This window comes from Paenibacillus sp. Y916 (assembly GCF_056786435.1).
This window is the reverse complement of the sequence record NZ_JBXCJA010000015.1, coordinates 15514-41358: the sequence shown is the minus strand read 5'-3', so window position 1 is coordinate 41358 and position 25845 is coordinate 15514. Positions and strand designations below refer to the sequence as shown.

The 25845-nt window shown below is 40.5% G+C and carries 26 protein-coding genes; 19 read left to right on the top strand and 7 right to left on the bottom strand.

Going from position 1 to position 25845, the window contains the following annotated elements:
• Positions 1 to 84 precede the first annotated feature (84 nt).
• On the bottom strand, positions 85 to 282 hold the full coding sequence (locus AC1TO9_RS22055) for a hypothetical protein (RefSeq protein ID WP_482057267.1): 198 nt from the start codon (positions 280 to 282) through the stop codon (positions 85 to 87).
• 160 nt (positions 283 to 442) lie between these two features.
• Complete coding sequence (locus AC1TO9_RS22050) at positions 443 to 1603, bottom strand: ROK family protein (RefSeq protein WP_482060519.1); 1161 nt, start codon at positions 1601 to 1603, stop codon at positions 443 to 445.
• Between the two features lie 131 nt (positions 1604 to 1734).
• On the opposite strand from AC1TO9_RS22050, the gene xylA reads away from it, so the two are divergent.
• The 3 genes from xylA (at position 1735) to AC1TO9_RS22035 (ending at position 5994) form a co-directional block, all read left to right on the top strand.
• Positions 1735 to 3048: a xylose isomerase gene (gene xylA / locus AC1TO9_RS22045; RefSeq protein WP_482057269.1), complete on the top strand. Its 1314-nt coding sequence runs from the start codon at positions 1735 to 1737 to the stop codon at positions 3046 to 3048.
• Between the two features lie 93 nt (positions 3049 to 3141).
• Complete coding sequence (xylB, locus tag AC1TO9_RS22040) at positions 3142 to 4638, top strand: xylulokinase (protein WP_482057270.1); 1497 nt, start codon at positions 3142 to 3144, stop codon at positions 4636 to 4638.
• Positions 4639 to 4857: 219 nt separating this feature from the next.
• A complete protein-coding gene (locus AC1TO9_RS22035) occupies positions 4858 to 5994 on the top strand; it encodes a transglutaminase domain-containing protein (protein WP_482060518.1) in 1137 nt (378 codons plus the stop codon).
• A 65-nt stretch (positions 5995 to 6059) separates the two neighbouring features.
• Here the strand turns inward: AC1TO9_RS22035 and AC1TO9_RS22030 are convergent, their stop codons facing one another.
• Positions 6060 to 7196 carry a virulence factor gene (locus AC1TO9_RS22030; RefSeq protein WP_482060517.1) on the bottom strand — a complete coding sequence of 379 codons (1137 nt, stop codon included), beginning with the start codon at positions 7194 to 7196 and terminating at the stop codon, positions 6060 to 6062.
• Positions 7197 to 7339: 143 nt separating this feature from the next.
• Between AC1TO9_RS22030 and AC1TO9_RS22025 the strand changes: the two genes are divergently transcribed.
• The 7 genes from AC1TO9_RS22025 to AC1TO9_RS21995 all read left to right on the top strand — a co-directional run bounded on the left by AC1TO9_RS22025 (position 7340) and on the right by AC1TO9_RS21995 (position 16810).
• Positions 7340 to 8965, top strand: a complete 1626-nt coding sequence (locus AC1TO9_RS22025) for an ABC-F family ATP-binding cassette domain-containing protein (protein WP_482057272.1) — start codon at positions 7340 to 7342, stop codon at positions 8963 to 8965.
• A 294-nt stretch (positions 8966 to 9259) separates the two neighbouring features.
• A complete protein-coding gene (locus AC1TO9_RS22020; protein ID WP_482057273.1) occupies positions 9260 to 9415 on the top strand; it encodes a hypothetical protein in 156 nt (51 codons plus the stop codon).
• A gap of 217 nt (positions 9416 to 9632) precedes the next feature.
• The gene (locus AC1TO9_RS22015; RefSeq protein ID WP_482060516.1) at positions 9633 to 10604 is read left to right on the top strand and encodes an ABC transporter permease; all 972 of its coding nucleotides are present in this window, start codon (positions 9633 to 9635) and stop codon (positions 10602 to 10604) included.
• A 30-nt stretch (positions 10605 to 10634) separates the two neighbouring features.
• A complete protein-coding gene (locus tag AC1TO9_RS22010; protein ID WP_482057275.1) occupies positions 10635 to 11528 on the top strand; it encodes a carbohydrate ABC transporter permease in 894 nt (297 codons plus the stop codon).
• A 98-nt stretch (positions 11529 to 11626) separates the two neighbouring features.
• On the top strand, positions 11627 to 13300 hold the full coding sequence (locus AC1TO9_RS22005; protein WP_482057276.1) for an extracellular solute-binding protein: 1674 nt from the start codon (positions 11627 to 11629) through the stop codon (positions 13298 to 13300).
• 146 nt (positions 13301 to 13446) lie between these two features.
• The gene (locus tag AC1TO9_RS22000) at positions 13447 to 15027 is read left to right on the top strand and encodes a response regulator (RefSeq protein WP_482057277.1); all 1581 of its coding nucleotides are present in this window, start codon (positions 13447 to 13449) and stop codon (positions 15025 to 15027) included.
• Positions 15028 to 15043: 16 nt separating this feature from the next.
• On the top strand, positions 15044 to 16810 hold the full coding sequence (locus tag AC1TO9_RS21995; RefSeq protein ID WP_482060515.1) for a sensor histidine kinase: 1767 nt from the start codon (positions 15044 to 15046) through the stop codon (positions 16808 to 16810).
• A 124-nt stretch (positions 16811 to 16934) separates the two neighbouring features.
• Here AC1TO9_RS21995 and AC1TO9_RS21990 read toward each other — a convergent pair whose 3' ends face one another.
• Positions 16935 to 17120: a hypothetical protein gene (locus tag AC1TO9_RS21990; protein ID WP_482057279.1), complete on the bottom strand. Its 186-nt coding sequence runs from the start codon at positions 17118 to 17120 to the stop codon at positions 16935 to 16937.
• A 409-nt stretch (positions 17121 to 17529) separates the two neighbouring features.
• Between AC1TO9_RS21990 and AC1TO9_RS21985 the strand changes: the two genes are divergently transcribed.
• The 3 genes from AC1TO9_RS21985 (at position 17530) to AC1TO9_RS21975 (ending at position 19817) form a co-directional block, all read left to right on the top strand.
• Positions 17530 to 18012, top strand: a complete 483-nt coding sequence (locus AC1TO9_RS21985) for a DUF948 domain-containing protein (RefSeq protein ID WP_482060514.1) — start codon at positions 17530 to 17532, stop codon at positions 18010 to 18012.
• 585 nt (positions 18013 to 18597) lie between these two features.
• Positions 18598 to 19050 carry an anti-sigma B factor RsbW gene (gene rsbW / locus AC1TO9_RS21980; protein WP_482057309.1) on the top strand — a complete coding sequence of 151 codons (453 nt, stop codon included), beginning with the start codon at positions 18598 to 18600 and terminating at the stop codon, positions 19048 to 19050.
• Positions 19047 to 19817: a sigma-70 family RNA polymerase sigma factor gene (locus tag AC1TO9_RS21975; protein ID WP_482060513.1), complete on the top strand. Its 771-nt coding sequence runs from the start codon at positions 19047 to 19049 to the stop codon at positions 19815 to 19817. The genes rsbW and AC1TO9_RS21975 overlap by 4 nt, the downstream gene beginning before the upstream one ends.
• A 166-nt stretch (positions 19818 to 19983) precedes the next feature.
• Here AC1TO9_RS21975 and AC1TO9_RS21970 read toward each other — a convergent pair whose 3' ends face one another.
• Positions 19984 to 20319: a YtxH domain-containing protein gene (locus AC1TO9_RS21970; protein ID WP_482060512.1), complete on the bottom strand. Its 336-nt coding sequence runs from the start codon at positions 20317 to 20319 to the stop codon at positions 19984 to 19986.
• A 343-nt stretch (positions 20320 to 20662) separates the two neighbouring features.
• Here AC1TO9_RS21970 and AC1TO9_RS21965 point away from each other — a divergent pair, with 343 nt between their 5' ends.
• A complete protein-coding gene (locus AC1TO9_RS21965; RefSeq protein WP_482060559.1) occupies positions 20663 to 20731 on the top strand; it encodes a hypothetical protein in 69 nt (22 codons plus the stop codon).
• Between the two features lie 177 nt (positions 20732 to 20908).
• Here the strand turns inward: AC1TO9_RS21965 and AC1TO9_RS21960 are convergent, their stop codons facing one another.
• Positions 20909 to 21136 carry a DUF1128 domain-containing protein gene (locus tag AC1TO9_RS21960; RefSeq protein ID WP_482057283.1) on the bottom strand — a complete coding sequence of 76 codons (228 nt, stop codon included), beginning with the start codon at positions 21134 to 21136 and terminating at the stop codon, positions 20909 to 20911.
• Between the two features lie 152 nt (positions 21137 to 21288).
• Here AC1TO9_RS21960 and AC1TO9_RS21955 point away from each other — a divergent pair, with 152 nt between their 5' ends.
• The 3 genes from AC1TO9_RS21955 to AC1TO9_RS21945 all read left to right on the top strand — a co-directional run bounded on the left by AC1TO9_RS21955 (position 21289) and on the right by AC1TO9_RS21945 (position 24029).
• Positions 21289 to 22083 carry an alpha/beta fold hydrolase gene (locus tag AC1TO9_RS21955; protein WP_482057284.1) on the top strand — a complete coding sequence of 265 codons (795 nt, stop codon included), beginning with the start codon at positions 21289 to 21291 and terminating at the stop codon, positions 22081 to 22083.
• Between the two features lie 61 nt (positions 22084 to 22144).
• On the top strand, positions 22145 to 22801 hold the full coding sequence (locus AC1TO9_RS21950) for a DUF6483 family protein (protein WP_482057285.1): 657 nt from the start codon (positions 22145 to 22147) through the stop codon (positions 22799 to 22801).
• A 61-nt stretch (positions 22802 to 22862) separates the two neighbouring features.
• Entirely contained in the window at positions 22863 to 24029 is a 1167-nt protein-coding gene (locus AC1TO9_RS21945; protein ID WP_482057286.1) for a class I SAM-dependent methyltransferase, read from the top strand.
• An 11-nt stretch (positions 24030 to 24040) separates the two neighbouring features.
• On the opposite strand, the gene AC1TO9_RS21940 is transcribed toward AC1TO9_RS21945, so the two are convergent.
• Positions 24041 to 24373, bottom strand: coding sequence for a hypothetical protein (locus AC1TO9_RS21940; protein WP_482060558.1), 333 nt, complete (start codon positions 24371 to 24373; stop codon positions 24041 to 24043).
• Between the two features lie 210 nt (positions 24374 to 24583).
• Between AC1TO9_RS21940 and AC1TO9_RS21935 the strand changes: the two genes are divergently transcribed.
• Together AC1TO9_RS21935 and AC1TO9_RS21930 are read left to right on the top strand one after the other, a co-directional pair.
• Positions 24584 to 25150 (top strand): thioredoxin family protein, encoded by a 567-nt coding sequence (locus AC1TO9_RS21935; protein WP_482060511.1) that lies wholly within the window; start codon positions 24584 to 24586, stop codon positions 25148 to 25150.
• A gap of 6 nt (positions 25151 to 25156) precedes the next feature.
• Positions 25157 to 25780 carry an MBL fold metallo-hydrolase gene (locus tag AC1TO9_RS21930; protein WP_482057289.1) on the top strand — a complete coding sequence of 208 codons (624 nt, stop codon included), beginning with the start codon at positions 25157 to 25159 and terminating at the stop codon, positions 25778 to 25780.
• The last annotated feature ends 65 nt before the right edge of the window (positions 25781 to 25845 follow it).

Here is a 25845-nt window from a genome sequence, read left to right as displayed (position 1 = left end):
TTCAAAAAGTCATCTTTTGATCACGTACTATAACTTAAAGAAGGCTTCACCTTCTATCTAGAGGAGGGTGAAGCCTTTTTGGTGTTAGAAGAATATCCACATGATGATTTGGAATACGACATACGTCGTTATGCCTGAAAGGATAAGCATGAAACCGGTTTTACGTTTACCTTCGAAAAAACGCAAAATAGCTAGGCTGAATAATGGTGCAATCACGAGTAGAAATAGTAATACAGTAATGAACATTTGTGCCGAGATGTTGGAAGTATCAACGTAGGTCAAGGAGGCTCCCCCTCATTTCTATAATAATATGACAAACATCACAATCGTTATTTCTATTATAGCGAAACCTACGTCCAACGCGGGTATAAAAAAAGGCGAAAATGCGACGAATTTAAAAGTTGTAGTACGAGTTCAAAAAGTTAATTTTTTGAATTTCCTCTTACAATGACACTCGAACGTGACCAAGGAATAAGGACACTGCAGCATATGATGCTCCAAGCATGGCTGAACGACTACCCAGTGCGGAGAATTGAATCTGTAATTGATTTCGATGGTAAGGTAAAGTACGTTCTGCAACAACATTCTGTAATGATGTTTCTAGCCAAACCTTAGCATCGGCAAGAGGACCACCAATAATGATAAGTTCCGGATTGAAGCTATTGACTATATTGGTAATTCCAATTCCGAGATAGTGTCCAATCTCAGTGTATAAATTAACAATGTCCGCTTCTTGTCGAAGAGCATATGGAATAAGCTCACGAGTTGAACGGGCAGGTAAATGCCTCGATTGATCATCATAAGCGATCTCAGAAGCATATAATTCCCAACAACCTCGGTTCCCGCAAGAGCATTTACGGCCATCAGATTCAATAGTCATGTGACCGGTCTCTCCAGCATAGCCTCGAGCACCTTTGTAAAGTTCTCCATCGATGATAATGCCTGAGCCAATCCCCATACCCGCACTGATGTAGATGAGATGACGAACATCGATGCCAGCTCCATAATGAAGTTCACCTTCGGCACCTGCATTAGCTTCATTATCTATCGTGACTGGGATACTGAATGTTTCTTCAAGGATCGCTTTTAACGGGATCTTCTCCCAACTTAGATTGGGTGCGAATAGTATAGTGCCGTATTCATCGACCATTCCTGGTACACCAACGCCAATGCCAACAATACCATGTGGAGACGAGGGAGCTTGCAACATAAGTGAGCGAATAGCCTTATTCATTTCTTCTAGGACAAAAGGAAAATCTCGATGAAGTAATCGTATGCTATACTCAGCGATGATTTGATCTTCTAGATCAGTTAATATGCCCGTTAAATGAGTGACGCTAAGCTCTATACCAATGGCATGTCCGGCAGTTCGATGAAAGACAAGCATAGTTGGCTTACGTCCACCACTAGATTTGCCGGGTCCAATTTCCTCAAGGAGATAGTTATCAAGCATTTCAAGTACAAGATTGGAAACAGTGGCTTTGTTGAGACCTGTCATTTCAGATACCCGAATGCGCGACAGTGGTCCATATCGGCGGATTGTATCGAGTACGATAGACATATTTATTTTTTTAACCAGCGTTTGATCACCAGTGATTTTCATGTGAAAAGTACACATCCTTTGCAGAAAACAATTGAAAAACAAGACTTAGTTTATCCGATAGACAAAGTATAACAGATATGATAGGATAGCGGTATTACAATATTAGTTCAAATATGAGGAGGACATTATTCATGGCCTATTTTGATCAAGTTGGAAAAATTGCTTACGAAGGAAACGATTCTACTAATCCTTTTGCATTTAAAAATTATAACCCAGAAGAAGTGATTGCTGGTAAAACGATGGAAGAGCATTTCCGTTTCGGTATGGCATATTGGCATACATTGACTGCGGGAGGTTCCGATCCGTTCGGTGCTAACACTGCTGTTCGTTCGTGGGATAAATATACGGGTATGGATCTTGCTAAAGCTCGCGTTGAAGCGGGATTTGAATTTATGGACAAAATGAGCCTACCATTCTTCTGTTTCCATGATATTGATATCGCTCCAGAAGGAAACAATCTTCGTGAATTCCAAAGTAACATTGATGTTATCGTTGGATTGATTGAAGATCAAATGAAAGCAACCGGCAAGAAATTGCTCTGGAATACAGCAAATATGTTCACGAATCCTCGTTTCATGCATGGTGCAGCATCAACGAACAACGCTGATGTTTACGCACATGCGGCAGCACAAATTAAGAAGGGTCTTGAAGTTGGCAAACGTCTAGGCGCTGAGAACTATGTGTTCTGGGGCGGCCGTGAAGGTTACGAAACTCTTCTTAACACGGATATGCAATTGGAGCAAGACAACTTAGCTCGTATGTTCCACATGGCTGTAAATTATGCTAAGGAAATTGGATTTGATGCTCAATTCCTAATCGAGCCTAAACCGAAAGAGCCTACGAAACACCAATATGACTATGATGCAGCTACTTCTATTGCATTCTTGCAAAAATACGGCTTGGATAAACACTTCAAACTAAACCTTGAAGCGAACCATGCAACACTAGCTGGACATACATTTGATCATGAAATTCGTGTAGCTCGTATTAATGGTATGTTAGGTTCATTGGATGCTAACCAAGGAGATATGCTTCTTGGATGGGATACAGATGAATTCCCTACTGATATCTACGATGCAACACTTACAATGTATGAAGTTCTTAAGAATGGCGGAATTGGTCGTGGTGGCGTAAACTTTGATGCTAAAGTACGTCGTGCTTCCTTCGAGCCAGAAGACTTGTTCCTATCTCATATTGCAGGTATGGATACTTATGCTAAGGGATTGAGAGTCGCTGCTAAGTTGATTGAAGATCGTGTATTTGAGAACGTTATTGAAACTCGTTATAGCAGCTTTAGCGAAGGTGTCGGAGCAGATGTTGTGTCTGGTAAAGCTACGTTATCATCACTTGCTGAGTATGCTCTTAACAATGAGAATCCTCGTAAGAACGTTTCAGGACGTCAAGAACACCTGAAAGCAACATTGAACCAATATATCTACGCATAAAAAATAGTTCTAAGGGCCGCCGCTCCTTTCCCATGGGAAGGCGGCGGTCTTCTTTTATTGTTCATCCACTAATTTTCATATAGGAGGGGTATTATGAGTTATGTTATTGGGGTTGATCTGGGTACAAGTGCTGTGAAGACAGTACTTGTAGATCGCGAAGGTCGTGTGGTCTACGAAGTTTCGGAAGCGTATCCGTTACTTCAACCAAAGCCTGGTTATAGTGAGCAAGATCCTGAAGAATGGGTAGACAAGACTCTGATTTCTCTTCATAGAATGATGAAGGAATCGGGTGTGAAGCCGTCGGAAGTGGAAGGACTAAGCTTCTCAGGTCAGATGCATGGGTTAGTATTAGTTGATGATGCTGGACAAGTGCTTCGTAATGCTATTCTATGGAATGATACACGTACAACTCCACAGTGTCGTAAGATTGAGAAGGTATTAGGTGCTGATCTTCTGCAAATTGCACGCAATCGGGCATTAGAAGGATTCACCTTACCTAAAATTTTGTGGGTGCAAGAGCATGAACCAGAAGTTCTTAAGAAAGCAGCATTATTCCTACTACCTAAAGACTATGTAAGATTCCGTTTAACAGGCGACTATGCTATGGATTACTCTGATGCCGCAGGAACTTTATTACTTGATGTAGCTGGTAAGAAGTGGAGCGAGGAGATTGCAACTGCATTCGACCTGCCAGTATCCATTTGTCCTCGGTTAGTTGAATCCTTCGATCTGGTGGGCACATTACTTCCTGAGATTGCTGAGAAGTCTGGATTACTCCCAGAGACCAAGGTATTTGCAGGTGGAGCGGATAATGCTTGTGGTGCCATTGGAGCAGGTATTCTAAGTGAAGGTCAAACGATGTGTAGCATCGGTACATCCGGAGTTATCCTTTCTTATGAAGAACGTAAGAATTTGGATTTCGAAGGGAAAGTTCACTTCTTTAACCACGGAGAGAAAGATGCATTCTACATTATGGGTGTTACTTTGGCTGCTGGTTATAGTCTGCAGTGGTTCAAAGAAACATTCGCAGCAGATCTTACATTCGATCAAATGCTTGAGGGAATTGACAGTATTCCAGCAGGTAGTGGTGGTTTGCTCTTCACGCCATATATCGTTGGTGAACGTACACCGCATCCAGATGCGAACATTCGAGGAAGCTTTATAGGAATGGACGCAGGACATAAACGTGCGCATTTCGCACGCTCTGTGATGGAAGGAATTACGTTCTCATTGAAGGAATCTATTGATATTCTACGTGCGTCTGGGAAGACCATATCTGAAGTGATCTCCATCGGTGGGGGAACGAAGAATGAGAATTGGCTACAAATGCAGGCAGACATTTTCAATGCAACAATTCTGAAGTTAGAAAGTGAGCAAGGACCTGCTATGGGGGCAGCTATGTTAGCTGCTTACGGAAGCGGTTGGTTCCCATCTCTTCAAGAATGTGCATCTCATTTCTTACGGACTGCTAAGTCATATGTACCGAATCCAGAAACTGTGGCTGTATATGAGAAATTATTCAGTCTTTACCAAGAAGTTTACGGACAAACTCGTGATTTGAATGATAAATTAGCTGCATTTCGTCAGTAATTACAACACCTATATTGATAGAAGCGCCGTTGTTCTCTTGTATACAGGAGAACAACGGCGCTTTTTGCTATGGTGCAAGGAACGAGAATTAGCATAGTTAAAGTGGAATGTTCAACTATATAAAGCATATATATCATTGGATGGTACTCATGACGTTCTAGTTAGCATATTATGTTACAATATGTGTGTGTGAAATAAGTACAGAAGGGCAGGGTATTCATGAGAATAGTCGGCAAACGGCTTGTTAAAGCACTGATCATAGGCACCCTGATGGCTGTAGCTGTTCCGTCAACTGTTGACTTTGAACTAGCATATGCGGCTTCTAAATCGACGGTCGTGAGATCGGTAAGTGATATTCAACAAGTTCTACTAACAGCAATGAATGGACATCAAGTGGATGTGAAGTTTACATATAAAGGTAAGACGAGTTCCCTAAAGACACAATTGAAACAGGCGTTGGATCAGGCGATGGAGAGCGATCCTTATATTAATTATACGATTGCAAGTTATGGTTACTCATACCGGGGTAACTCTAATGCAGCAGATGTAAGTGTGAAATTGAGTTATCGTGAGACAGCTCAGGAAACGGCATATGTAGAGAGTACAGTGAAGAATGTGCTGAAGGAGATTATTATTCCTGGCATGAATGATCATGAGAAAGTGAAAGTAATCCATGACTGGATTGTTACCCATTTGAAATACGATACGACATTGCAGAAATATACCGCCTATGATGGTCTAAGTACCGGGAGTACAGTTTGTCAGGGATACTCGCTATTGACCTATAAAATGTTGAAGGAAGCGGGAATCCAGAATAGAATTGTTGAGGGTACTGCAACACCTGAAGGAAGTAAAAAAAGCCAGTTGCATGCGTGGAATTTGGTGTTAGTATCGGGTAATTGGTATCATATGGATACGACTTGGGATGATCCTGTACCTGACCAGAAGAATATTGTAGGTACAGGATATTATTTACGTAATGATAAGCAAATGCGTAAGGACCACAGTTGGACCAAACCTTATCCAGCGGCAGAAATATTATACAGGGAAACGTTGTCGGCACTCGTTAAACAGGGTGGAAGTAAGTTGTCCTTTTATAAAAAACTAGAAAAGGATCTTCAATATCAGTTATATGAGAAAAGTGAGATTGTAACCTCAACGGAGCAATTGATAGCTAAGGCAAAGGAAATGATACAACAAGGTAACCATTCACTATTATTTCGCTTTCAAGGTAGTGAGGCTGCATTGATTGATGAGCTTCAATACTTATATTCGTTAGATATTAAGGGGATCTCCTATCTACATAGTCCCTTTGAAGATACGGGTGATCTAAGGGTGTATATTACTTGGAGATAAGTACGAGGGTGAAGGACGGATGCAAACTAACTAGCAGGTCAAGGTTATCCTTGGCCTGCTAGTTTTTATGAACGAGTTCGTTTGGCCATCTGTTGCCATATTGTCCCAGCTGCTTCTTCACCAGACTCGATCCGTTCAAGAGCCATTCTCGCTTGTAGACTGACTTCGAATTCTGGATCATCCACTGCTGCCTCTAGAGCTGTACGCGCTGATTCAGTTCCTACTTCATATAGGAAACGAGCTGCACGCCAACGAACAATTTTGCTACTATCCTTCAGTGATTCCGTCATTGCTGGAGTGGCATTAGCATCTCCGATGTCGGATAATGTGTCACCGGCAGCACGACGAATAGCTGCGGATTTATCCTTAAGGGCAACGTATAATAGCTCCATTGCTTCGGGAGAGGCAAGATCACCAAGGTAGATGATCGCAAGGCGACGAATAGCAACTTTAGCATCTTGAAGTACAGTTCTAATGAAATGAATTCGTTCATCTGAAGGTGTCATCCCGTCAAGTGCTGCATAACGAATACGCCAATCACTGTTCTGAAGAGCTTCTTCAAGCTCTTGATCACTTAGTTCTATACGTTTTTCCATGAATTCTTCGTCACTAGCTCCATGTGCAATAGCCTGCTGAATGACTTTTTCAAGACGTTCGGGAGGATAAGCTGCCTCAAGTTCTTGCTCTACTTCACGTGCAATATCCTCTAATTCACCATAACGAACACCATAATCAGAAAGCTTACGTTCCTTAATCATCGTTGCTATAGCAACAGCCGTTACCGCCTGAGTGAATCTCTCGGAAAGCGCAATCCGTTCTTCACGACCGGCAGCCTTTACACGAATCTGCATAGGAATACCACGGAAATATTGTACAAGAACTTCAGCATCACCGTAGTGTTGTCCCGATTCGGTATCAACTTCTGACCATGTCGTAGTTGGACCATCCTGTCCAAGTCGTTCTTGTAGCTCGCCTAAGATAGTTGACCAATCAGCGTTACCTTTACGTTCAAGTGCAGCGAAATCAGTGGTGTGGAATACGCTTTTGACACCTGGGATATGGAGCATTTCCCGTATCCATGCTGGGGCAGAGCGTTCATTATCCAGCGTATATGTTTTTCGTAACCCCGTCTCTATAGTTTCATCCAAATGGAGCTTCATCGTATTGGGACTTGGAGTTGGTTCTATAAAGGTTATTTTCAAAATAAGCACATCCTTTCTATATCTATTATAGTCTACCTCATTTTCTCCTTAATAAAAAATAGAGGGTCTGGATTAGGCTTAGATTAGGCAACACATTTGTGCTATAATGTAAATAGCTAAATTTGAAGGGAATGGATTATTTCATGATCAGTACAAGCGGCGTGACTCTTCGTTATGGAAAGCGCGCACTTTTTGAAGATGTAAACATAAAATTCACACCAGGTAATTGTTATGGTCTTATTGGAGCGAACGGTGCTGGTAAGTCCACATTTTTGAAGATTTTATCAGGAGAGATTGAAGCGAACTCTGGTGATGTTCATATGACACCAGGAGAACGTATGGCAGTACTCAAGCAGAACCATTATGAATATGATGAATTCCCTGTCCTCGAGGTTGTTATTATGGGGCATATTCGTCTGTACGAAATAATGAAAGAGAAGGATGCTTTATATGCTAAATCTGACTTCTCGGAAGAGGATGGCCTTCGTGCTGGTGAGTTAGAAGGCGAATTCGCAGAGCTGAACGGTTGGGATGCAGAACCAGATGCGGGAGCACTCTTAATCGGTCTTGGTATTCCACGTGAACTTCACGATAAGAAGATGATTGAACTCAGTGGTAACGAGAAGGTTCGCGTATTGTTGGCGCAAGCATTGTTTGGTCGTCCAAATAACTTGCTACTCGATGAGCCTACCAACCATTTGGATCTTGAATCGATCGGCTGGCTAGAGAACTTCTTGATGGATTATGAAGGTACTGTTATCGTAGTATCCCATGACCGTCACTTCTTGAATAAAGTATGTACGCATATAGCGGATATTGATTTCGGTAAAATTCAGATGTACGTAGGTAACTATGACTTCTGGTACGAATCAAGCCAGCTTGCTTTACGTTTATCACGGGATTCGAACAAGAAGAAAGAAGAAAAGGTGAAAGAACTACAAGCGTTTATTCAACGCTTCTCAGCGAATGCCTCGAAGTCTAAACAGGCAACTTCACGTAAGAAACAGCTTGAGAAAATTACATTAGATGATATTCGTCCATCTAGCCGTAAATACCCGTTCTTACATTTCAAACCAGAACGTGAGGCAGGTAAGCAACTTCTTACAGTTGAAGGCCTAAGCAAATCAGTTAATGAAGAATTAGTGCTTGATAATGTGAATTTTGTAGTCAACAAGGGAGATAAGATTGCACTGGTTGGTCCGAACAGTTTTCCTAAATCAATGCTGTTTGACATTCTGATGAATGAACAACCTGCGGATTCTGGTGAATACACATGGGGAATTACGACAACGCAAGCCTATTTCCCTATAGACAACTCACGTTATTTCGATGGCATTGATATGAATTTGGTAGATTGGCTACGTCAGTATTCTGCTGATCAAGATGAAACGTTTCTACGTGGATTTTTGGGACGTATGTTGTTTGCCGGGGAAGAGGCTTTGAAGAAAGCAAGCGTCCTCTCGGGTGGAGAGAAAGTGCGTTGTATGTTAGCTAAGATGATGTTAAATGGTGCTAACGTTCTTATATTCGATGAACCAACGAACCACTTGGACTTGGAATCCATTACAGCACTCAACAATGGACTTACTGATTTTGATGGAACGATCCTGTTCACATCCCATGACCATCAGTTCATACAAACGATTGCGAATCGGATCATAGAGATTACACCAACTGGAATTATCGATCGCTCAATGAGCTATGATGAATATTTGGAAAGTGAAGAAATAAAAGCACTACGTAGTCAGATGTATCCAGTAGAAGAATAGTCAAGAGGAACTTTGATTATCTATGTGGGCACTGAAAGCTTGTGATTTTAATTTAAATTGATAAAGGCGACTTATCATTCAAATCTGAATGATAAGTCGCCTTTTTTAATAATATAAGAAAGTATAAGTTATTTGGAGGACTGTCTACTCTAACCTTTATGATATCTAAAGATTTATCTATTTTTGCAGAGAGTGGCGATGTTAGAGTGACGAACAATGCTTCGTGATGAAGGTAGTAAAGGTGAGACAAGAATAGATGCATAAACTGCATTTAATTAGATGTAAAAGTAGGTAATGGAGAAATTAGTTGTAAAACTACAGTTAAAAATGGCGATAACGGTGAAAAGTGAGGATTCTAGTAATCTAGATGTACTCCATGCAACTAAAGTTAGCTTCAGAGGGATTGGCTTGAATTTAGATGTATTTAATGTACCTAATAGTGAATGGTGAAGGCGATTATTGGTGTTGTATTGTAGCTCCTACCTGTTAGAGATACAATGTATCACTGGCATAGGAAACGTAAACATCCTCACTATATGAAATCTTTAACTAAGGGCGCCGATCAGTGTTGTTGATTAGTATCATATTTAGTTGATCTGTCAGATAGTAAAAGAAAGTGTACTTTTGTAAGATTACTGTAGTCGGAAAACACGGAGGAGGATATGACATGGCACAGATTTCCGTAAATAAAGTGGTGGAATCGAACCCACCTTTACGGCCACCCAGAAAGAGAAATATAGTTAGTACATTTTTTAGACAGATTGACTTACAATTGATGGTTCTTCCAGCTCTTGCTCTGATTATACTCTTCAGTTATGTTCCCATGTACGGAGTTATGATTGCGTTTCAGGATTATAAAATAGGCAGCAGCTTCTCTAGTAGTCCTTTTGTAGGGTTCAAACATTTTATCTACTTCTTTAATTCACCAGATTTTGTGTTGGTTATGAAGAACACGATAGTGATTAGTTTACTTAAGTTCTGTATTGGATTTCCTGCACCGATCATTCTAGCTTTAATGCTTAACGAAGTTCGGAAAGCGAAATTCAAACGAATTGTGCAGACGATTACTTACTTGCCACACTTTATGTCCTGGGTTATCTTGGGCGGACTGGTAGGATCCATGCTTGCTACGGATAACGGTAGTATCAATATACTACTAGAAAAGCTTAATCTAATTAAAGAACCAATTAACTTTCTATCGATGCCAGAATATTTCAAAACGATTCTAGTTACTACGAACGTATGGAAAGAAATAGGATTTGGTTCTATCGTTTATCTGGCAGCCATTGCGGGGATTGACCCTAGTACATATGAAGCAGCTTCAATAGACGGAGCAAGTCGTTTTAAACAAATATATTTGATAACGCTTCCATCCATTATGCCTGTTGTTTCAATCTTCATGATTCTAGCCATTGGGAACCTGTTGAGTGCTGGGTTTGAAGACATTCTCGTTCTAGCATCCAATCCGGCTCTTAGAGATGTGTCAGATGTCATTGATACTTATGTCATACGTATCGGGATCAACAATTACCGGTATTCCTATGCTACTGCCGTCGGCTTGTTCAAAGCTATTATTAGTGTAGGTCTTCTCACGATCGCTAACTTTGTAGCTAAGAGATCTGGCAACAGCTTATGGTAAATATGACACAAGTAAAAGGGGGGCATGTGGATGCGTGACAGTATAGGCGATCGTCTGATGGTTATCTTCATATATACATTTCTCACTTTGTTGGCGATTTCAACACTTTATCCATTCCTGAATTCGCTGGTGGTTTCATTCAATCAGGGGTTAGATACCGCACAAGGTGGTATCACACTCTGGCCAAGAGAGTTTACGTTGGAGAACTATGCCATCGTCTTTAAGGATGAACGTTTAATGCAAGGTTTTTTCATATCTGTTTTACGTACAGTAGTTGGTACTTTAACGGCTATATTAGCAACAGCTATTTTCTCTTATGGCATGTCAAAGAAAGAATTGGTAGGCCGTAAATATTATATGATTCTATGTATCATCACAATGTATTTCTCAGGCGGTCTTATTCCATCGTTCCTGTTGATGCGTAATCTTGGATTGATGAACTCATTCTGGATATTCATTATTCCTTCGCTTATCGGTGTATGGAACATGATTATATTTCGTACCTTCTTTCAGGGATTACCATCTGGACTTGAAGAATCCGCAAAGATGGATGGATGCGGGAACTGGGGAACATTATTTCGAATCGTATTACCGTTGTCGGGTCCCGTCATTGCTACATTGGCGCTATTTACAGCCGTGTCGCATTGGAATGAATGGTTCCTAGCCAGTATCTACATTTCTAAAGATGAATTAATGCCGATTCAGACGATCTTGAAGCAGATCTTAGCGTCTAATATCGTATCTGAACAGACGTCCGGTATGGATGCGGCAGCACTAGCACATATGCAGAAGGCTAGGACGATTACGAGTAAGTCTTTATCTATGGCGACAATGATGGTAGCTACGCTGCCAATTGTTATGGTATACCCTTTCGTACAAAAGTATTTCGTTAAAGGGGTGCTTGTCGGTTCTCTGAAGGAGTAGCAGTCATAAGTACGGCTACGATGAGAATTGATTGAATTATCGTTTGGAGCCATGCGCTTTAAACATAAATAATAACATTGAAAGGGGATATGAAGAGGATGATGAAAAGAGGAAAGTTGTTTGGTAGCGTCTTGTCAGTCGCAATGGTCTTGTCTTTAATTATCGGATGTTCCGGTAATGGCGGAAATGCTCAAGCACCTAAGGAAACGAACAAAGCGAGCAACCAGCCAGAGACCAAAGTGGAGGAACCTCAAGCTAAGGTGTATGAATTAGGAACAGAACCACTAGAAATTACGTTGTACGGTAACTATGACTGGTACACAATGCCTAAGTGGGGAAATGACGAAGTAACGGCTTGGGTTCAAAATGAAAAGAAGGTTACTATTACAGAAATTCCAAACGGAGGGAATGCCGTTCAGAAGCTGAACACGATGATTGCTTCCGGCGAACTTCCAGATATCATTTGGGGTGAGCGTGGATCCGATGTGGAACGTTTGCGTGAAGCGGGTATGCTCGTACCATTTGATGACTACATCGACAAATATCCCAATTTGAAGAAATGGCTAGATCCGATGGCGCTTGACATGCTACGTTCACCGGATGGAAAGATTTATCAATTCCCTAACTGGTACACGAACCGTCCAAACGGAAATGCCGGTTGGGTTGTAAATAAGAAGATTTACAATGAGTTAGGTTCACCGAAATTAGAAACGACAGATGATCTGTATGCATATTTAAAATTAGTTAAAGAGAAATATCCGAAGATCATTCCATTTGAGAGTGACTTAGCAAAAGAAGGACAAGGTATCGATCAGATTTACTCGGCTTTCAAAGAAGATAACTTTAGCTTCACAAGATATTTTGCAGTACCAGATGGTGATAAGATGGTATCTATTTATAAAGATGAAAGTTTCAGAGAGTCCGTTGTTTATGCGGCGAAGTTGTTCCGTGAGAAGTTGATGACGCAAGATGCGATGACGCAAACGCGTGATCAAGTTCAAGAGAAACTTAACAACGGAAGCGTGGCAGTATATGCTTCTAGTAACCCGACTACTTTTGCGATGGAAGCGCATTCTGTACTGACGAATGAAGATCCTGAAGCAGGTTACTTTATGGTTTGGCCAATCCACAAGGCTGGTCTAGATAAGAACAAGATTTATCCAGGTACGTATAATAAACTTGGATGGAACGCAGCCGTTATTACGAAAAGCGCTAAAGATCCAGAAGCAGTATTCGCTTTCTTGGATTGGTGGACAGGAAATGAAGGAATGTCTTTACAAATGTGGGGACTTGAAGGTGGATTCTGGGATGGAGTGGAAGCTGATGGTATAACTCCGAAATTCACAGACAAGTATAGAACGGAAAAGAATGATTTAGCTGAATACCAGACTAAAATGGACCCATTAATGTGGGTAGGTAATACAGTGTTTGTTGATGATATTAAAGGTAAATTCGAAGCTACATTAGAAGAAAATGAACGTAACTGGTCAACTTACTGGCAGTTTGAAATTACGTGGAAAACGCAAGGAGATGCAACAGAATACATCAACTTATTCCCACTTCCAGAAAGTGAAGAAGGTATAGCTTTCCAAAGTGCCAAAGATATCTGGCTGAAAGTAAGAGCACAGACGTTGTATGCGAAGACAGACGAAGAAGCGTTAGCTATACTTGATAAAGCACATGATGATTCAATGAATGTTGGATTCCAAAAAGTACTTAATTACTATGGAACAAGATGGCATGAGAATCAAGCTAAAATTAAAGGTCAGTAATAAGTAGATTTTTTCTAAAGAGGGGGCCCTTGTTCTGGGTCCCCTCTTTAGATATAAAAAGTTTGGAAACTTGTCGTTCTAAATAATACCAGAGCAGGTATACTTAGTTTTAGAACGTGATAAGCCTTTTAGGGGGATATGAAATCATGTATAAAGTGTTATTGGCTGATGACGAGCATCTTGATTTAGAAGGAATGAAGCAGTTTATTCCTTGGTCTGAATTGGGACTGGTAGTAGTGGGAGCTGTAAACAATGGATTTGCAGCTTGTGAACTCATGGAGAAGCAGTCTGTCGATATCCTTGTTACCGATGTGAATATGCCTAATATGTCTGGGTTGGAGCTTGCAAGGATCGCTATTGATAAAAAACCGGATATGCGAGTTGTATTTGTAAGCGGTTATCAGGACTTCCATTATGTTAAACAAGCGTTGTCTATGAAGGCATGCAGTTACGTACTGAAGCCTATGGACGATGATGAGCTCATTTCATCGCTACAACAAATTGTGCAGGACCTTGAAACAGAGGAGAGACGCAAGGAAGAGGAAGAACAATATATTCAAATGAAGCCGATGGCGAAGAATGATCTTTTGGTTCGTTTGCTTCAAGGGGAGATGACTTGGGAACGACCTGATGGTATGGCAAAGATCGCCGTATCCTATGGTTTGGATAAGCTTACGGGACCGCTTCGTGTAGCTGTGTTGGAAATGGGTGGTCTGGAAGAGCTGCCGTTGGGCGCGGCACAATCTGTCACAGGGCAGAAGCTTGAAATGCTGTTGCAAGAAATAAGTGAAGTGATTCTTGGTCAAGAAGGTGGACATTGCTTCAGGCTATCGAGACAACGTGCAGCAGTTGTGATGCAAGGCCAAGCGATAAATGATAGTCTCCATCAATTATTTGAAGAAGTGACCTCTAAATTATCCTTTTCTGTGACGATTGGGCTTGGAGAATCAGTTGATGATGTTTCACAGCTCCCGAATTCATATAAGCAGGCTCTTGAAGCCTTGGATGGTACAATTTTTTTTGGGAAAGGTAATTTAATTAACTATGAGGACGTCAGCCGGGCACCAGAGTTAAGTGATGCTAGAACACTAGATATTCGTTTGGATGCATTGTTTAAAGCGATGTCTGACTATGATCTAGTAGGTATTCATGATGAGATTGAGAATTTATTTCAAACCGTATCAACGTTCCGCTCTAGATTTACCATGTATAATCTGGCAACGTATATTATATTTAAGCTGGATCAATATTTACATACCTTGGATGAGGATTTATTCGAAATGTTGGGGCTGGAGCTCCATAGTCTTGATATCGTGTTGAAATTTGAGGTTATGGACAATATCCGTTCATGGCTTGTTCGTAAAGTGTTTGAAATTTCTGAGAAGATGCGGCACAGGGAAAATTCAAAGAATAGCAAGTTAATTCGTGAAATTATGAGTGTTTTAACGGAACGAATGCACGAGAACATTACTTTAAAAGTTATTGCTCAGCAATTTTTATTTTCTCCTAATTATCTAGGACATTTATTTAAAGAAGAGGTTGGTAAAAGCTTTAGTGAAATACTGACGGGTATGAGAATGGAACGGGCTCGTGAGATGCTTAAAGTTCCGACTGTGAAAATATATGAAGTTGCTAATAAGGTAGGATATCGATATATTCCTTATTTCAGCAAACAATTTAAAGAAGCTTTTGGTATGACCCCAATGGATTTCCGCAAAAGAGAATAACTACGGAGGACATGAGATGCGAATACCAATTCAGCAGAAGAAGCCGAAGTATATTCCTTTCGGATACAAATTAATGCTTACTTATCTTGTATTTGTTATTATACCCGTTATCGCCATTGGCTTTTTCTCACATACTCTGTATCAGGATTCTATTCGAAAGCAGACTAGTAGCAATATCCAGGGAACTTTATTACAAATCAGGGACAATATCGAATACAAGATGGGGGATGTAGAAAGAGTATCATCGTTGTTGTACCAGGATTATTCTTTAATTACGCAGCTTCGCAACTATGATGAGGGCTGGGAAAGCTATGAACGGACGACGAAGATCATTATGCCAAAGTTTGATATTGCGATCGATGCAACAGGTGTCAATATAGCGATGTACTTATTTTTGGCTAACGATAGTCTTCCGGAAGTGTATATGGGTTCATTTAACAAAGAAACTCCAGATATGCTAGAACGCAACTATAATTTATATCATTTAAAGCGGATCAAGGACAAGTCGTGGTATCGCAATTTTCCGAAGGAGGAGTATGGGGGAACGATGTTATGGGAACAGGTGGAGCGCGATAATGACTTCAATCGCATTTCACTACTTCGCCGACTAGTAGATAGCGTAACTCCTTTGAGTTTGAAAGAAATTGGCTTTATGAGACTCAGTGTCAGCATCGAGGAACTTTTCCAATCGCTTGATTATCGCAAGATTGGCGAGGGGAGCGTCTTGGCCATTAAGGATGAGAATGGGAAAGTGATGTATCAGTCAGGTACACTATCGAGTGACTTCTCATATGAGACGATTGAGGACAAGGGGTATATGAGTATTAAGGAAACGATGAGGGGACCGTCATGGGAGTTGGTAGCATACGTTCCCATGACCATCATGGAGAGGGATTCGGCGAAAGTACGTTTGTTCATTATGCTGATTTGCTTCCTGTGCTTGATTGTGTTTACTATTGCAGGGATGTTTGTCTCACGCTACTTCTCTATTAGAGTGACCAAAATTGTATCGGTGCTCAACGCGTTTCGAGAAGGTGATTTACATAAGCGTATGGGTTATAAGGGCAAAGATGAATTCTCGCAAATTGCTCTTGCCCTTAATGAAATGGGCCATAATATTGATCAGTTAATCGAACAAGTGTATGTGACACAAATTGAGAAAAGGGAGGCCGAGTTGGAGTCACTCCAAGCGCAGATCAATCCGCATTTCCTGTATAATACACTTTCCTCGATTAGCAGGTTAGCTAAATTCGGTCAGATTGACAAGTTACAGCGTATGGTTCTGGATCTGGCTAAGTTTTATCGGCTTTCACTGAATGAGGGACGGACCGTCATTCCTGTTCGTAGTGAATTAGAACAAGCACAGGCTTACGTTGACATACAGACCACCAAGTTTGGGGACTCGGTGTCAATCTACTATGATATTGATCCTGAGATTATTAAATATATAACCATTAAATTAATATTACAGCCATTTATAGAGAATGCATTTGAGCATGCATGGTTTGGGGATGCGATTCATATTCGGATTGTGGGGAAGAAGGAAGGCAATAATATTATATTTAAAATTATTGATGATGGGATTGGGATGTCACCGAAATTAATAAAAGAAATATTTGATCCTGTTGAGGGATTGAACACGGGTTATGGTATCCGCAATGTGAATAGTCGGATTCAGCTTCACTTTGGTTCACAGTATGGAGTCACGATTGGAAGTAGGCCAGGTATGGGGTCGACAGTACAAATCATAATTCCGGCTCACCTTCCTGAGAAGACCTCTTAAAGCTTGAGGAGACGTCCAAATATAACTTAACTCGATTGTGTATGTATTGCTATTGAAAAAAGATGACTCCTTATGAGTTAAGGAGTCATCTAATTCCACATTATGTCTATTTATAGCGGGAGAGTTATGAGCCACCCGTACGACGACGTTGGTTAGGTGCCTTTTTATTGTTCTGATTTTTTAATGTTTTGGCAGAACCCGCCTGAAAGACTCCTTGTTGGCCTGAGGAAGCTTGCTGTTTCTTCTGTTCAAGTTTTTTTCGAATGGCATCAGCCAGACTGACCTTTTTTACTTCGGTATTATCGCTCATGTAATATCCTCCCTTTGGGCTTGTGTATTCATTCTAATCGTTTTCCATTATCCCCACAAGGGGGAAGGTGTTCAAGGCCTTTACTAAAAATAAATTTATGGATGAGAAGGAGGAATCATGAACCTCAAATTGAATTAACAAGCGGGGAAATAAATAACCAATTTCTATTTCTCTAAAAGAACATATCCCTGATCTTGTAGAAGTGGATCACATTGAATTTAAAACTGGCAGCATGGCTCTTATCTTTCTTCATTATTTGTTTAGCGTAGGATATTTTGCTTATTTGCTTCATAAGGATTAAGAGAATTGTTACTGCGATTGTTGTGCTCGTCGCATCCTGTTTCGCCTATTTGCGGTTTGGGTAATTACCAGTATCAAAAAATATAAATACAGAAGGAGATATATCCCTATGATCGAAATGAGTGTACTGATTATAGCTGTTGCATTTGCTGTACTTGTTGTATTTCTTATCAAAACATTAAAGGCAGCTACAAACTCATTGGAGAAAACAACTCAGACTCTACAAGAAGTTCAGAAGACCATTGAAGAATTGGGTTATGAAGTAAAACAAACGGTCAGACAGGCTAATGATATTACAACAGACTTACAGTTGAAGATGAAGCAAATTGATCCGGTGATGGAATCTGTACACAATCTTGGTGAGGTGTTAAGTGAGGTTACATTTGCAGCGAAGCAACTATCCAGTACGGTGATGGATAAAATTAAAAAGCCCAAGACAAAGTCTTCTAAACCATCGGATATACCACTCAATACCGCAGAACAACAGACAATTCAATCTAATGCATCAGTAAATGGGACTAAGGAATCCAAAGATCCAAGTTGGGTGAAGTATGTTGATGTTGCAGCCGAAGTATGGCGGAAATTTCGTTGAAGGTAAATTAGACAACATAGACGTTGTTATTGATAATGTATATGCACTTTAAACACAGATAAGGAGTGGGAATACTACCCACTCCTTATCTGTGTTTAAATGGGGAATCAGCGAAGCAGCAGATACATAACTACAAAGACGGATTGTCAATCTAAGTATGATGGTGCTTCATTCATCATAGACAAAAAGGTTTCCTCTAAAATCAATCTCAGTTTTAGTATATAGTAAGTGAGTATGTAAATAACTATGACGAATGGTCAGACGAGAATGAAATGACTTGTTAAACGATCTAAGTAACTTTGCTATTTCGTTACTATCAACTGAAGGCAGAGAACCTAGAGGAAAAGCAAGAAAGTGAAAGAAGCTATTTACAGGCTCAGATGGATCAGACTTGGCTGAGCTCTCATACGAGCCCATTATGGCGTAGTTTATATTCAAGCAGAAGATAAACTACCAAATCGTCTATTCTAAAGGTAAGATATAGTATGAGTTCTAAATTTTTTGAACCAAATCATTGAACCAAATCATTGAACCAAATCTTTGAATTAAAAAGAGAATTCCTAATTGGAAAGGATCGAAATACAAATGAATGGTGAAGTTCAGAAAGTGGTAATAACGTTACCAGCTACTGCTGAGTATGTGGATATTGTAAGATTGAATTTGTATGGAATTGCCTCAAAGATAGGATTTTCCTATGAGGAAATTGAAGACATGAAGGTAGCTGTGTCCGAAGCTTGTAATAATTCTGTTCTGCATGCCTATGGACAGGAAGGCGGGATTGTAGAAGTAACCTTTGAAATAAATGGCGATATTTTATCTATTATTGTCAAGGATGATGGGGAGAAATTTGAGAATATAGCCGCACAAACTGAAGGTAAGACGTTGCATGATAAAGAACTTGATGACGTTCAAATTGGGGGTCTTGGTTTTTATCTAATGCAGGCGCTTATGGATGATGTCAGTGTAGAAAACCGTGAGGGGAAGGGTACCCAGGTTATCCTTACTAAACGTATTTTGAGAAGTGAGGAAGCTGTATGAGTGAGAATGTGACTCCCCCCGAGTCCATGAACGAAGCAATAAGTCTGATCTGGGAATATCAACAGACACAAGATAATGAAATAGCGACCGTGCTTATCAAGAAATATAAACCGATGGTGAAGATGGCTTCAGGTAAAATCTCTCTTAATCGTCCTGACTTATATGAAGATTTATTCCAAGTAGGGCAGATGGCTTTGATTCGCCTATTTAGACAATATGACATTAGTTTGGGAATTCCATTTGAGCCGTATGCTATGAAGAGTATGATTGGACATATGAAGAACTATTTACGAGATAAATCATGGTATATCCAAGTGCCACGAAGAATTAAGGAAAAGGGTGTACTGGTTCAGCAGGCTATTGATGAATTAACTGTACAGTTCGAAAGATCCCCTAATGTTCGAGAAATTGCTGAATATTTGGAACTCACAGATGAGGAGACCATTGAAGTGTTAGCAGGGAGAGAATGCTATCATTATGTTTCATTGGATGCCCCACTCTCACAGGAAGAGACTGGGGTAACCTTAGGTGAAATATTAAGTTCTGACGTAAATGATTACGATTTACTTGAGAATAAAATGGATCTACAACAAGCCCTTAGTCATCTTAAGGAGCAGGAACGAGATGTATTGTTACTTGCATTTCAGGACGGTGAATCACAACGCTCTATTGCTCAGAAATTAGGGGTTTCGCAAATGAGTGTATCGAGAATTCAGAAGAAAGCAACGGAGAGGCTAAAAGAAATTATGTCTCACTCATCACTATGAGGGTGGACGAATGAAGCAACGATATACGATCGCAATTAAATTCACCTTCGTCAGGACACGACCATATTCTTTTAAGAGGAATAAGGGGCGTGTCCTTTTTGGTCCAATCGTAATTAAAGATGTTTAACTTCATGCCTGAGCTTGAAAGGATGTTCAATAAGAAGGATTATATAGCCGCTTCTTCTTCTGATACATCGGCGGCTGAACTTCGTACAGTTTCTACGATGCTTTGCGTACCTTCAACAACACTTTTAGCTACATCAGTAGACTTAGTAGAGACATTCTTAGCGAACTCGGACGCCTTATCACCCACAACGGAGGCAACCTCCTTTGTTTTGTCTGTTACAAGAGATAGTTTGTCAGTTAAATCTTCGCGTAGTTCGTTACCTGGCTTAGGGGCAAATAATAATGCTGCTGCCGCACCAATTAATCCACCAATTAATACTCCTTTTAAGAACGTGCTACTACTTTGAACTGGACAGTCTTTTTCTTCTTGATTCATCTTAATTCACTCCTCGTATTTAATGTTATGGTGTTTCTGTCTCGCTTAGTTAGTATTTACACTAAAGAAGGAAAGATGAAACATGATTCATAAAATAACGAACCTATACTTAGACAGTAAAATGAATACATTTATAGGAAGAGACGCATTGGATGATCATAGGGATGATTGAAGTATCATGGTGGCGGGTATGTAATAGTTATCTAAACATTAGAGGATCAACTAATGCAAAAAACGGAGGTGTAGGTAATGATTAAAATAGTAACTTCAGCAGAACGCCATACTTCGGAAAAAGGGTGGATTCATAGGGGATATCCATTTAATTGAAGCGGGTGCTGTTCAGGTGATAAGTGCTGGGAAGGGTGTAAGCCATTCTGAGTTTAATCCATCAGCAACAGAACCTTTCATTTAGAACCAGGGGATGCAGCAAGAATTTATAAATCCTGTGATTTGCATATTAAAGGAAATGGTAGTGAAGGGCAATCAGAATTCATTCTGGTGGATATACCATAAAGGCCATATTCTCCTAATCCCTGATCCACTTCATAAGTGGACAGAGATAGGAGAATATTTAATAATATGCGTATCATTACAATTGACGGCGTAACCGTCCGAGTTCAGATACAAGAGCTTCAACTTCCGAGATACTTAGGTTATTCTTTCTCATGACTAGGTCGTAAACATCATGAATATCCTCGTATTGTTCTACTGAGAACCCGGAAGCTTGCATTGCTGCTCCACTTGCCATTCTTAACTTTGTTTTAATCTCTTCAATCATAAATCCGATGTTTTCTGGTGTTTTTTTTGATAAATCCATATGATAGAACCATCCTCTCTTAATAAGAATATGCTTCCTGTATTGTATCATGTATACCTACTCATCACCATTTCTCAAAAATTTATATCTGTTTAAGAATGAGTTCTTGGTTTAATAGCGATTAAGGAAATATACAGAAAGAAGGGTTAGTTATGGAGAAGGCATTATGTAATGGAAATACAATTTGTTATAGGGAGCAGGGTCAGGGAGAACCTCTAGTACTACTCCATGGATTTTGTGGAAGTTCGGAATATTGGGATAAAGTGATACCGTTGTTATCAGATTATTATCGCTGTATTGTACCGGATCTGCGAGGTCATGGACGTTCAGATGCTCCAATGGGGGCGTATACGATTGAGCAAATGGCGGATGATGTTGTTGCTTTGATGGATAAATTGGAACTACCCAAAGTGGTACTCTTGGGTCACTCGCTAGGAGGATATATTACCCTTTCGTTCGCTGAACGTTATGAGTCTCGTCTGAACGGCTTTGGACTCATTCACTCTACAGCATATCCTGACAGTGAAGAGGCTAAGGAGAAGCGATTATATGCAGTAAGTACCATTCAAACAGAAGGGATTACTTCTCTAGTCGATAATATGATCCCATCGCTTTTTGCTCCGGATCATGTGAATACGCACCCAGAATGGTTAAATGATGCTAGAGAGATCGGTTACAGAACCCCTCCACACGGAGCAATTGGAGTCGCTATGGCTATGCGTCAACGACCAGATCGAAGGGATGTTCTTTCTGAATCAATCCTTCCAGTATTACTTATCGCAGGAGAAAAGGATGGTATTATACCTCCTGAACGGACATTTACGATAGACCAGCCTAATGCAACCCTAGCAACGATTGTAGGAGCGGGACATATGAGTATGATGGAAGCACCTGATCAGTTGGCTAAGCATATCATAACTTTTTTAAATAAGGTGAACTATAACTAGGTTATTATAGGAGTTGTTCAAAAAGTCAGGGGAAATACGAAGGTTTATAAGGAGGGGCGATATGTTCCGTAATGATTATATTCTTAGAATGATTGATGAAATGACCCAAATGATCGCCAAAGTATTCGATTTAAAAAAAGAAAGGAAGTTTACAGAGGCTCTGTGGGAAATTGATGAGCTACTTAGTACGCGGTTCTTCATGAACTCACGCTTGCTAAATTCATTACCAACAGAAGAAATTACAAATATGTGTACCTTTGGGGACGCTGTTGAATCGGATAAGCTGCAAGGTGTGGCTTACCTTCTATTTGAGGAGGGAAAGATCTACTCGGAGCAAGGGCAAATAGATGAAGGTTTGACTAGGTATATGAAAGCATTACATCTTTTTTTGGTCGCAGATCATCATGGCGCAAACAACGAGTTAATCGATCTTCCTCATCGGATTCAGAATACTCTTACAGCGGTTGAGGGCTACCGGCTTCCGCTAAAAATCGAACTTTTATTGTACGCGTACCAAGAGAAAGTGGGTAATTATGCCGCAGCCGAGAATGGGTTATTTCGCCTCTTGGAACAAGGTGGGTTAGATCCACAGGAGGGACTCTTATTCTATGAACGTCTTAAGGGCAAGGACGATGAAAGACTGGAGCAAGGGAGACTGCCACGGAGTGAGGTTGTTGAAGGGCTTACTGAAATAAAACAAAGAAAGACATTTGGATGAGCCAGGACAATATGGTATGGTAACGTAAAAAGATAACTCAATGAAAGTGAGATGTACCCTCTTGGAATCATTACACAAACTAATACACCAACTTATGAATAACTCGACTATTATTATGGCAACCTTGAGCCAACTGCGTAAGAAAGAGGGCATTCCATATACGAAAGTTCAGATTAAGCCAGTAGAACTAAAGAAAGAACTTTATTATCAGTTTTCTTATTATGAAAGCAATAAGGTTGTCCACAAGAATGTACTTGCAGAAGAAGCGGCACAGGTTATGGAGGGACTACTCGAGCAGACCTTTCGTCAAGGAAGCATTTATACCCCTGATGCTGACTACCAGATCTTAATCAGCAAGAAATATAAAGTATCGATCTTAACGAAGTCACCAACCAAAAGTGAAGTTGATTTATCTCATAATCGTAAAAAGCAGTACGTACTTGAGGAAGGACAGCCTATTCCGTTTCTTGTAGAACTTGGGATTATGAATGATCATGGTAAGGTGTTAGCGCGTAAATACGATAAGTTCAAACAAATCAATCGCTTTCTAGAGATGGTTGAGGACGTACTTCCCAATTTGCCTGAAGGGCGTCCGCTAACGATTTTAGATTTCGGTTGTGGGAAATCATATTTAACATTTGCCTTGTATCATTATTTAGCTATTCAGGAAAAGAGAGCGTTGAATGTGGTTGGACTCGATTTAAAATCGGATGTCATAGAACATTGTAATAATCTAGCTAACAAGCTTGAGTACAGCAATTTGAAGTTTCTCGTTGGGGATATTGTGGACTACAACGAATTAGATAAAGTGGATATGGTAGTGACCCTTCATGCTTGTGATACGGCAACAGATGCGGCGCTAGAAAAGGCCATTCGCTGGGATGCATCTGTTATTCTATCCGTACCTTGCTGTCAGCATGAACTATTCTCACAAGTGAAGAATCCTGTGTTAGGTCCTCTTTTGTCGCATGGGATATTGAAGGAACGCTTCTCTGCACTGGCAACAGATGCAGTGCGTGCGAAATTGTTGGATTTAATGGGATATCGAACGCAATTGTTAGAGTTTATTGATATGGAGCATACACCTAAGAATATTCTGATTCGTGCGGTAAAGGGGGAAAGCGGAGATCGTGCTCAGCTGTGGAAGGAGTATACGGAATTTCGAGATTTCCTTCATATATCACCGTATTTAGAAAAGGTTTGCGGAGATCTCCTGCCTTCTGATTAAGCTAGCGAACTTTAACCTCCAAAGGCATCGCGAAAAGCATGACAAAGCTTACCTTGTTCGACCTGCCATAATGAAGCTAACTCTTCGGCTACTTCGCGCTCCCACCATTGGTAGAGCAACTTTCGATTGCTGTGATTTTCGTGAATCCAGATCAGATTTCCGATGACTTTGCGGTAATATAATTCTTCCCCTTCTTTAAGTAACGGGTCTGGAATATGTGTCTTCATCCTTTTGATGGTACGGTATAGCTCTTTACTACAAGCTCTCCGTATTCCTCGTGGCGTTGGAAAGGGCATATCGTTCTTCGACGTGTGATTAGGGGGCAACAACCTCACTCCTCTCATCACAACGTATGCTTGAAGTTAGACGGAAGACACAGAGGTTGTTCTAATTGGGCGTATGTAGAAGGTATGACCTTTCCTATGTTAGAATAGAAATGAAAGATAGGATCCTTAATTACCTAATATTACTCCAATTCTCTTAGTCGCACTTGCTTTATTAATTGTGTACTTCCTAGTGAAATGGGTCAAATCCAATAAGAGAGGAATCAAATCATGACAACTAATTTAGCGAACAAATTAAGAACAGGGATTTCTCCCCAACAGTTTATGGACGGTATGCAAAAGAATAAAGAAAAATTTCAATCCAACTATGAGGAATTTACGTGGGATAAGCAAGAAGACCGTGAATTTTTCGGGAGTTTGAATCATCGCGACGACTTACGAGTTCTTATTCTTGCTGCAGATTGGTGTGGTGATGCGGTACGTAATGTACCTGTCGTATTCCATGCGCTAGATACTGCAGGCATTCCTACGGAAGTATTGATTCTTGAAGAGAACCTTGATGTTATGGATCAATTCCTAACGATGGGTGGAAGATCAGTTCCTGTGGTCATCTTTGTAGATACGGGAGGGCATGTTCTTGGCCAATGGGGTCCGCGTCCGAAGCATGTTCAGAAGTATATGGTTACCTTTAAACAAGAGAATCCAGATCGTGAAGCGTCAGATTATGCTGAGAACATGGCTATTGTACGCTCACAAATGACCGAAGCTTATGGAGAAGGAGTCGATATCCGTACAGCTATTCTTAAAGAACTGCGCGAATTGATATCGGGAATATAAGATCCTATGTTGAAAATTGAAAGTTACTCCCTAGGCCCCCTACAGACGAATGCTTATTTGTTAATTAATGAAGAAGAGGGTAAAGCTATTATTGTTGATCCGGGTATGAATCCTGGAGCCCTGATTAAGAAGATTGAACATTTGGAGATTGAGGCTATTCTACTAACCCACGCACATTTCGATCACATGGGTGGAGTGGATCAGATCCGCAAACTTAAAGGATGCCCTGTCTATTTGCATGATTTGGAAAGCGATTGGCTAACTAATCCCAAGTTGAATGGCTCTACGAATTGGCCACAGGTTACTACACCATTATCAACTGATCCTGCTGAATTCGATTTGGTGGGAGGCCAGAAATTGGATCTCATCGGACACCAATTCAGAGTGTATCATACACCAGGACATTCCCCAGGAAGTGTTAGTTTCCTTTGTGGAAATGATCTGTTTTCAGGAGATGTATTATTTCGACTTGGGGTTGGACGTACCGATCTTCATGGCGGAAGAGAGCGGGACCTGTTAGATTCGATACACAATACATTGTTCACACTAAATGATGAAGTGAAAGTATATCCTGGTCATGGACAACGAACAACGATCGGATATGAGCGCGCTAATAACCCGTATGTGTAATTAATAGTTCGAGTTCAAAAAGTTAGCTTTTCAGCACTAAAGTGTATGCTTACGATGCTGCGTTT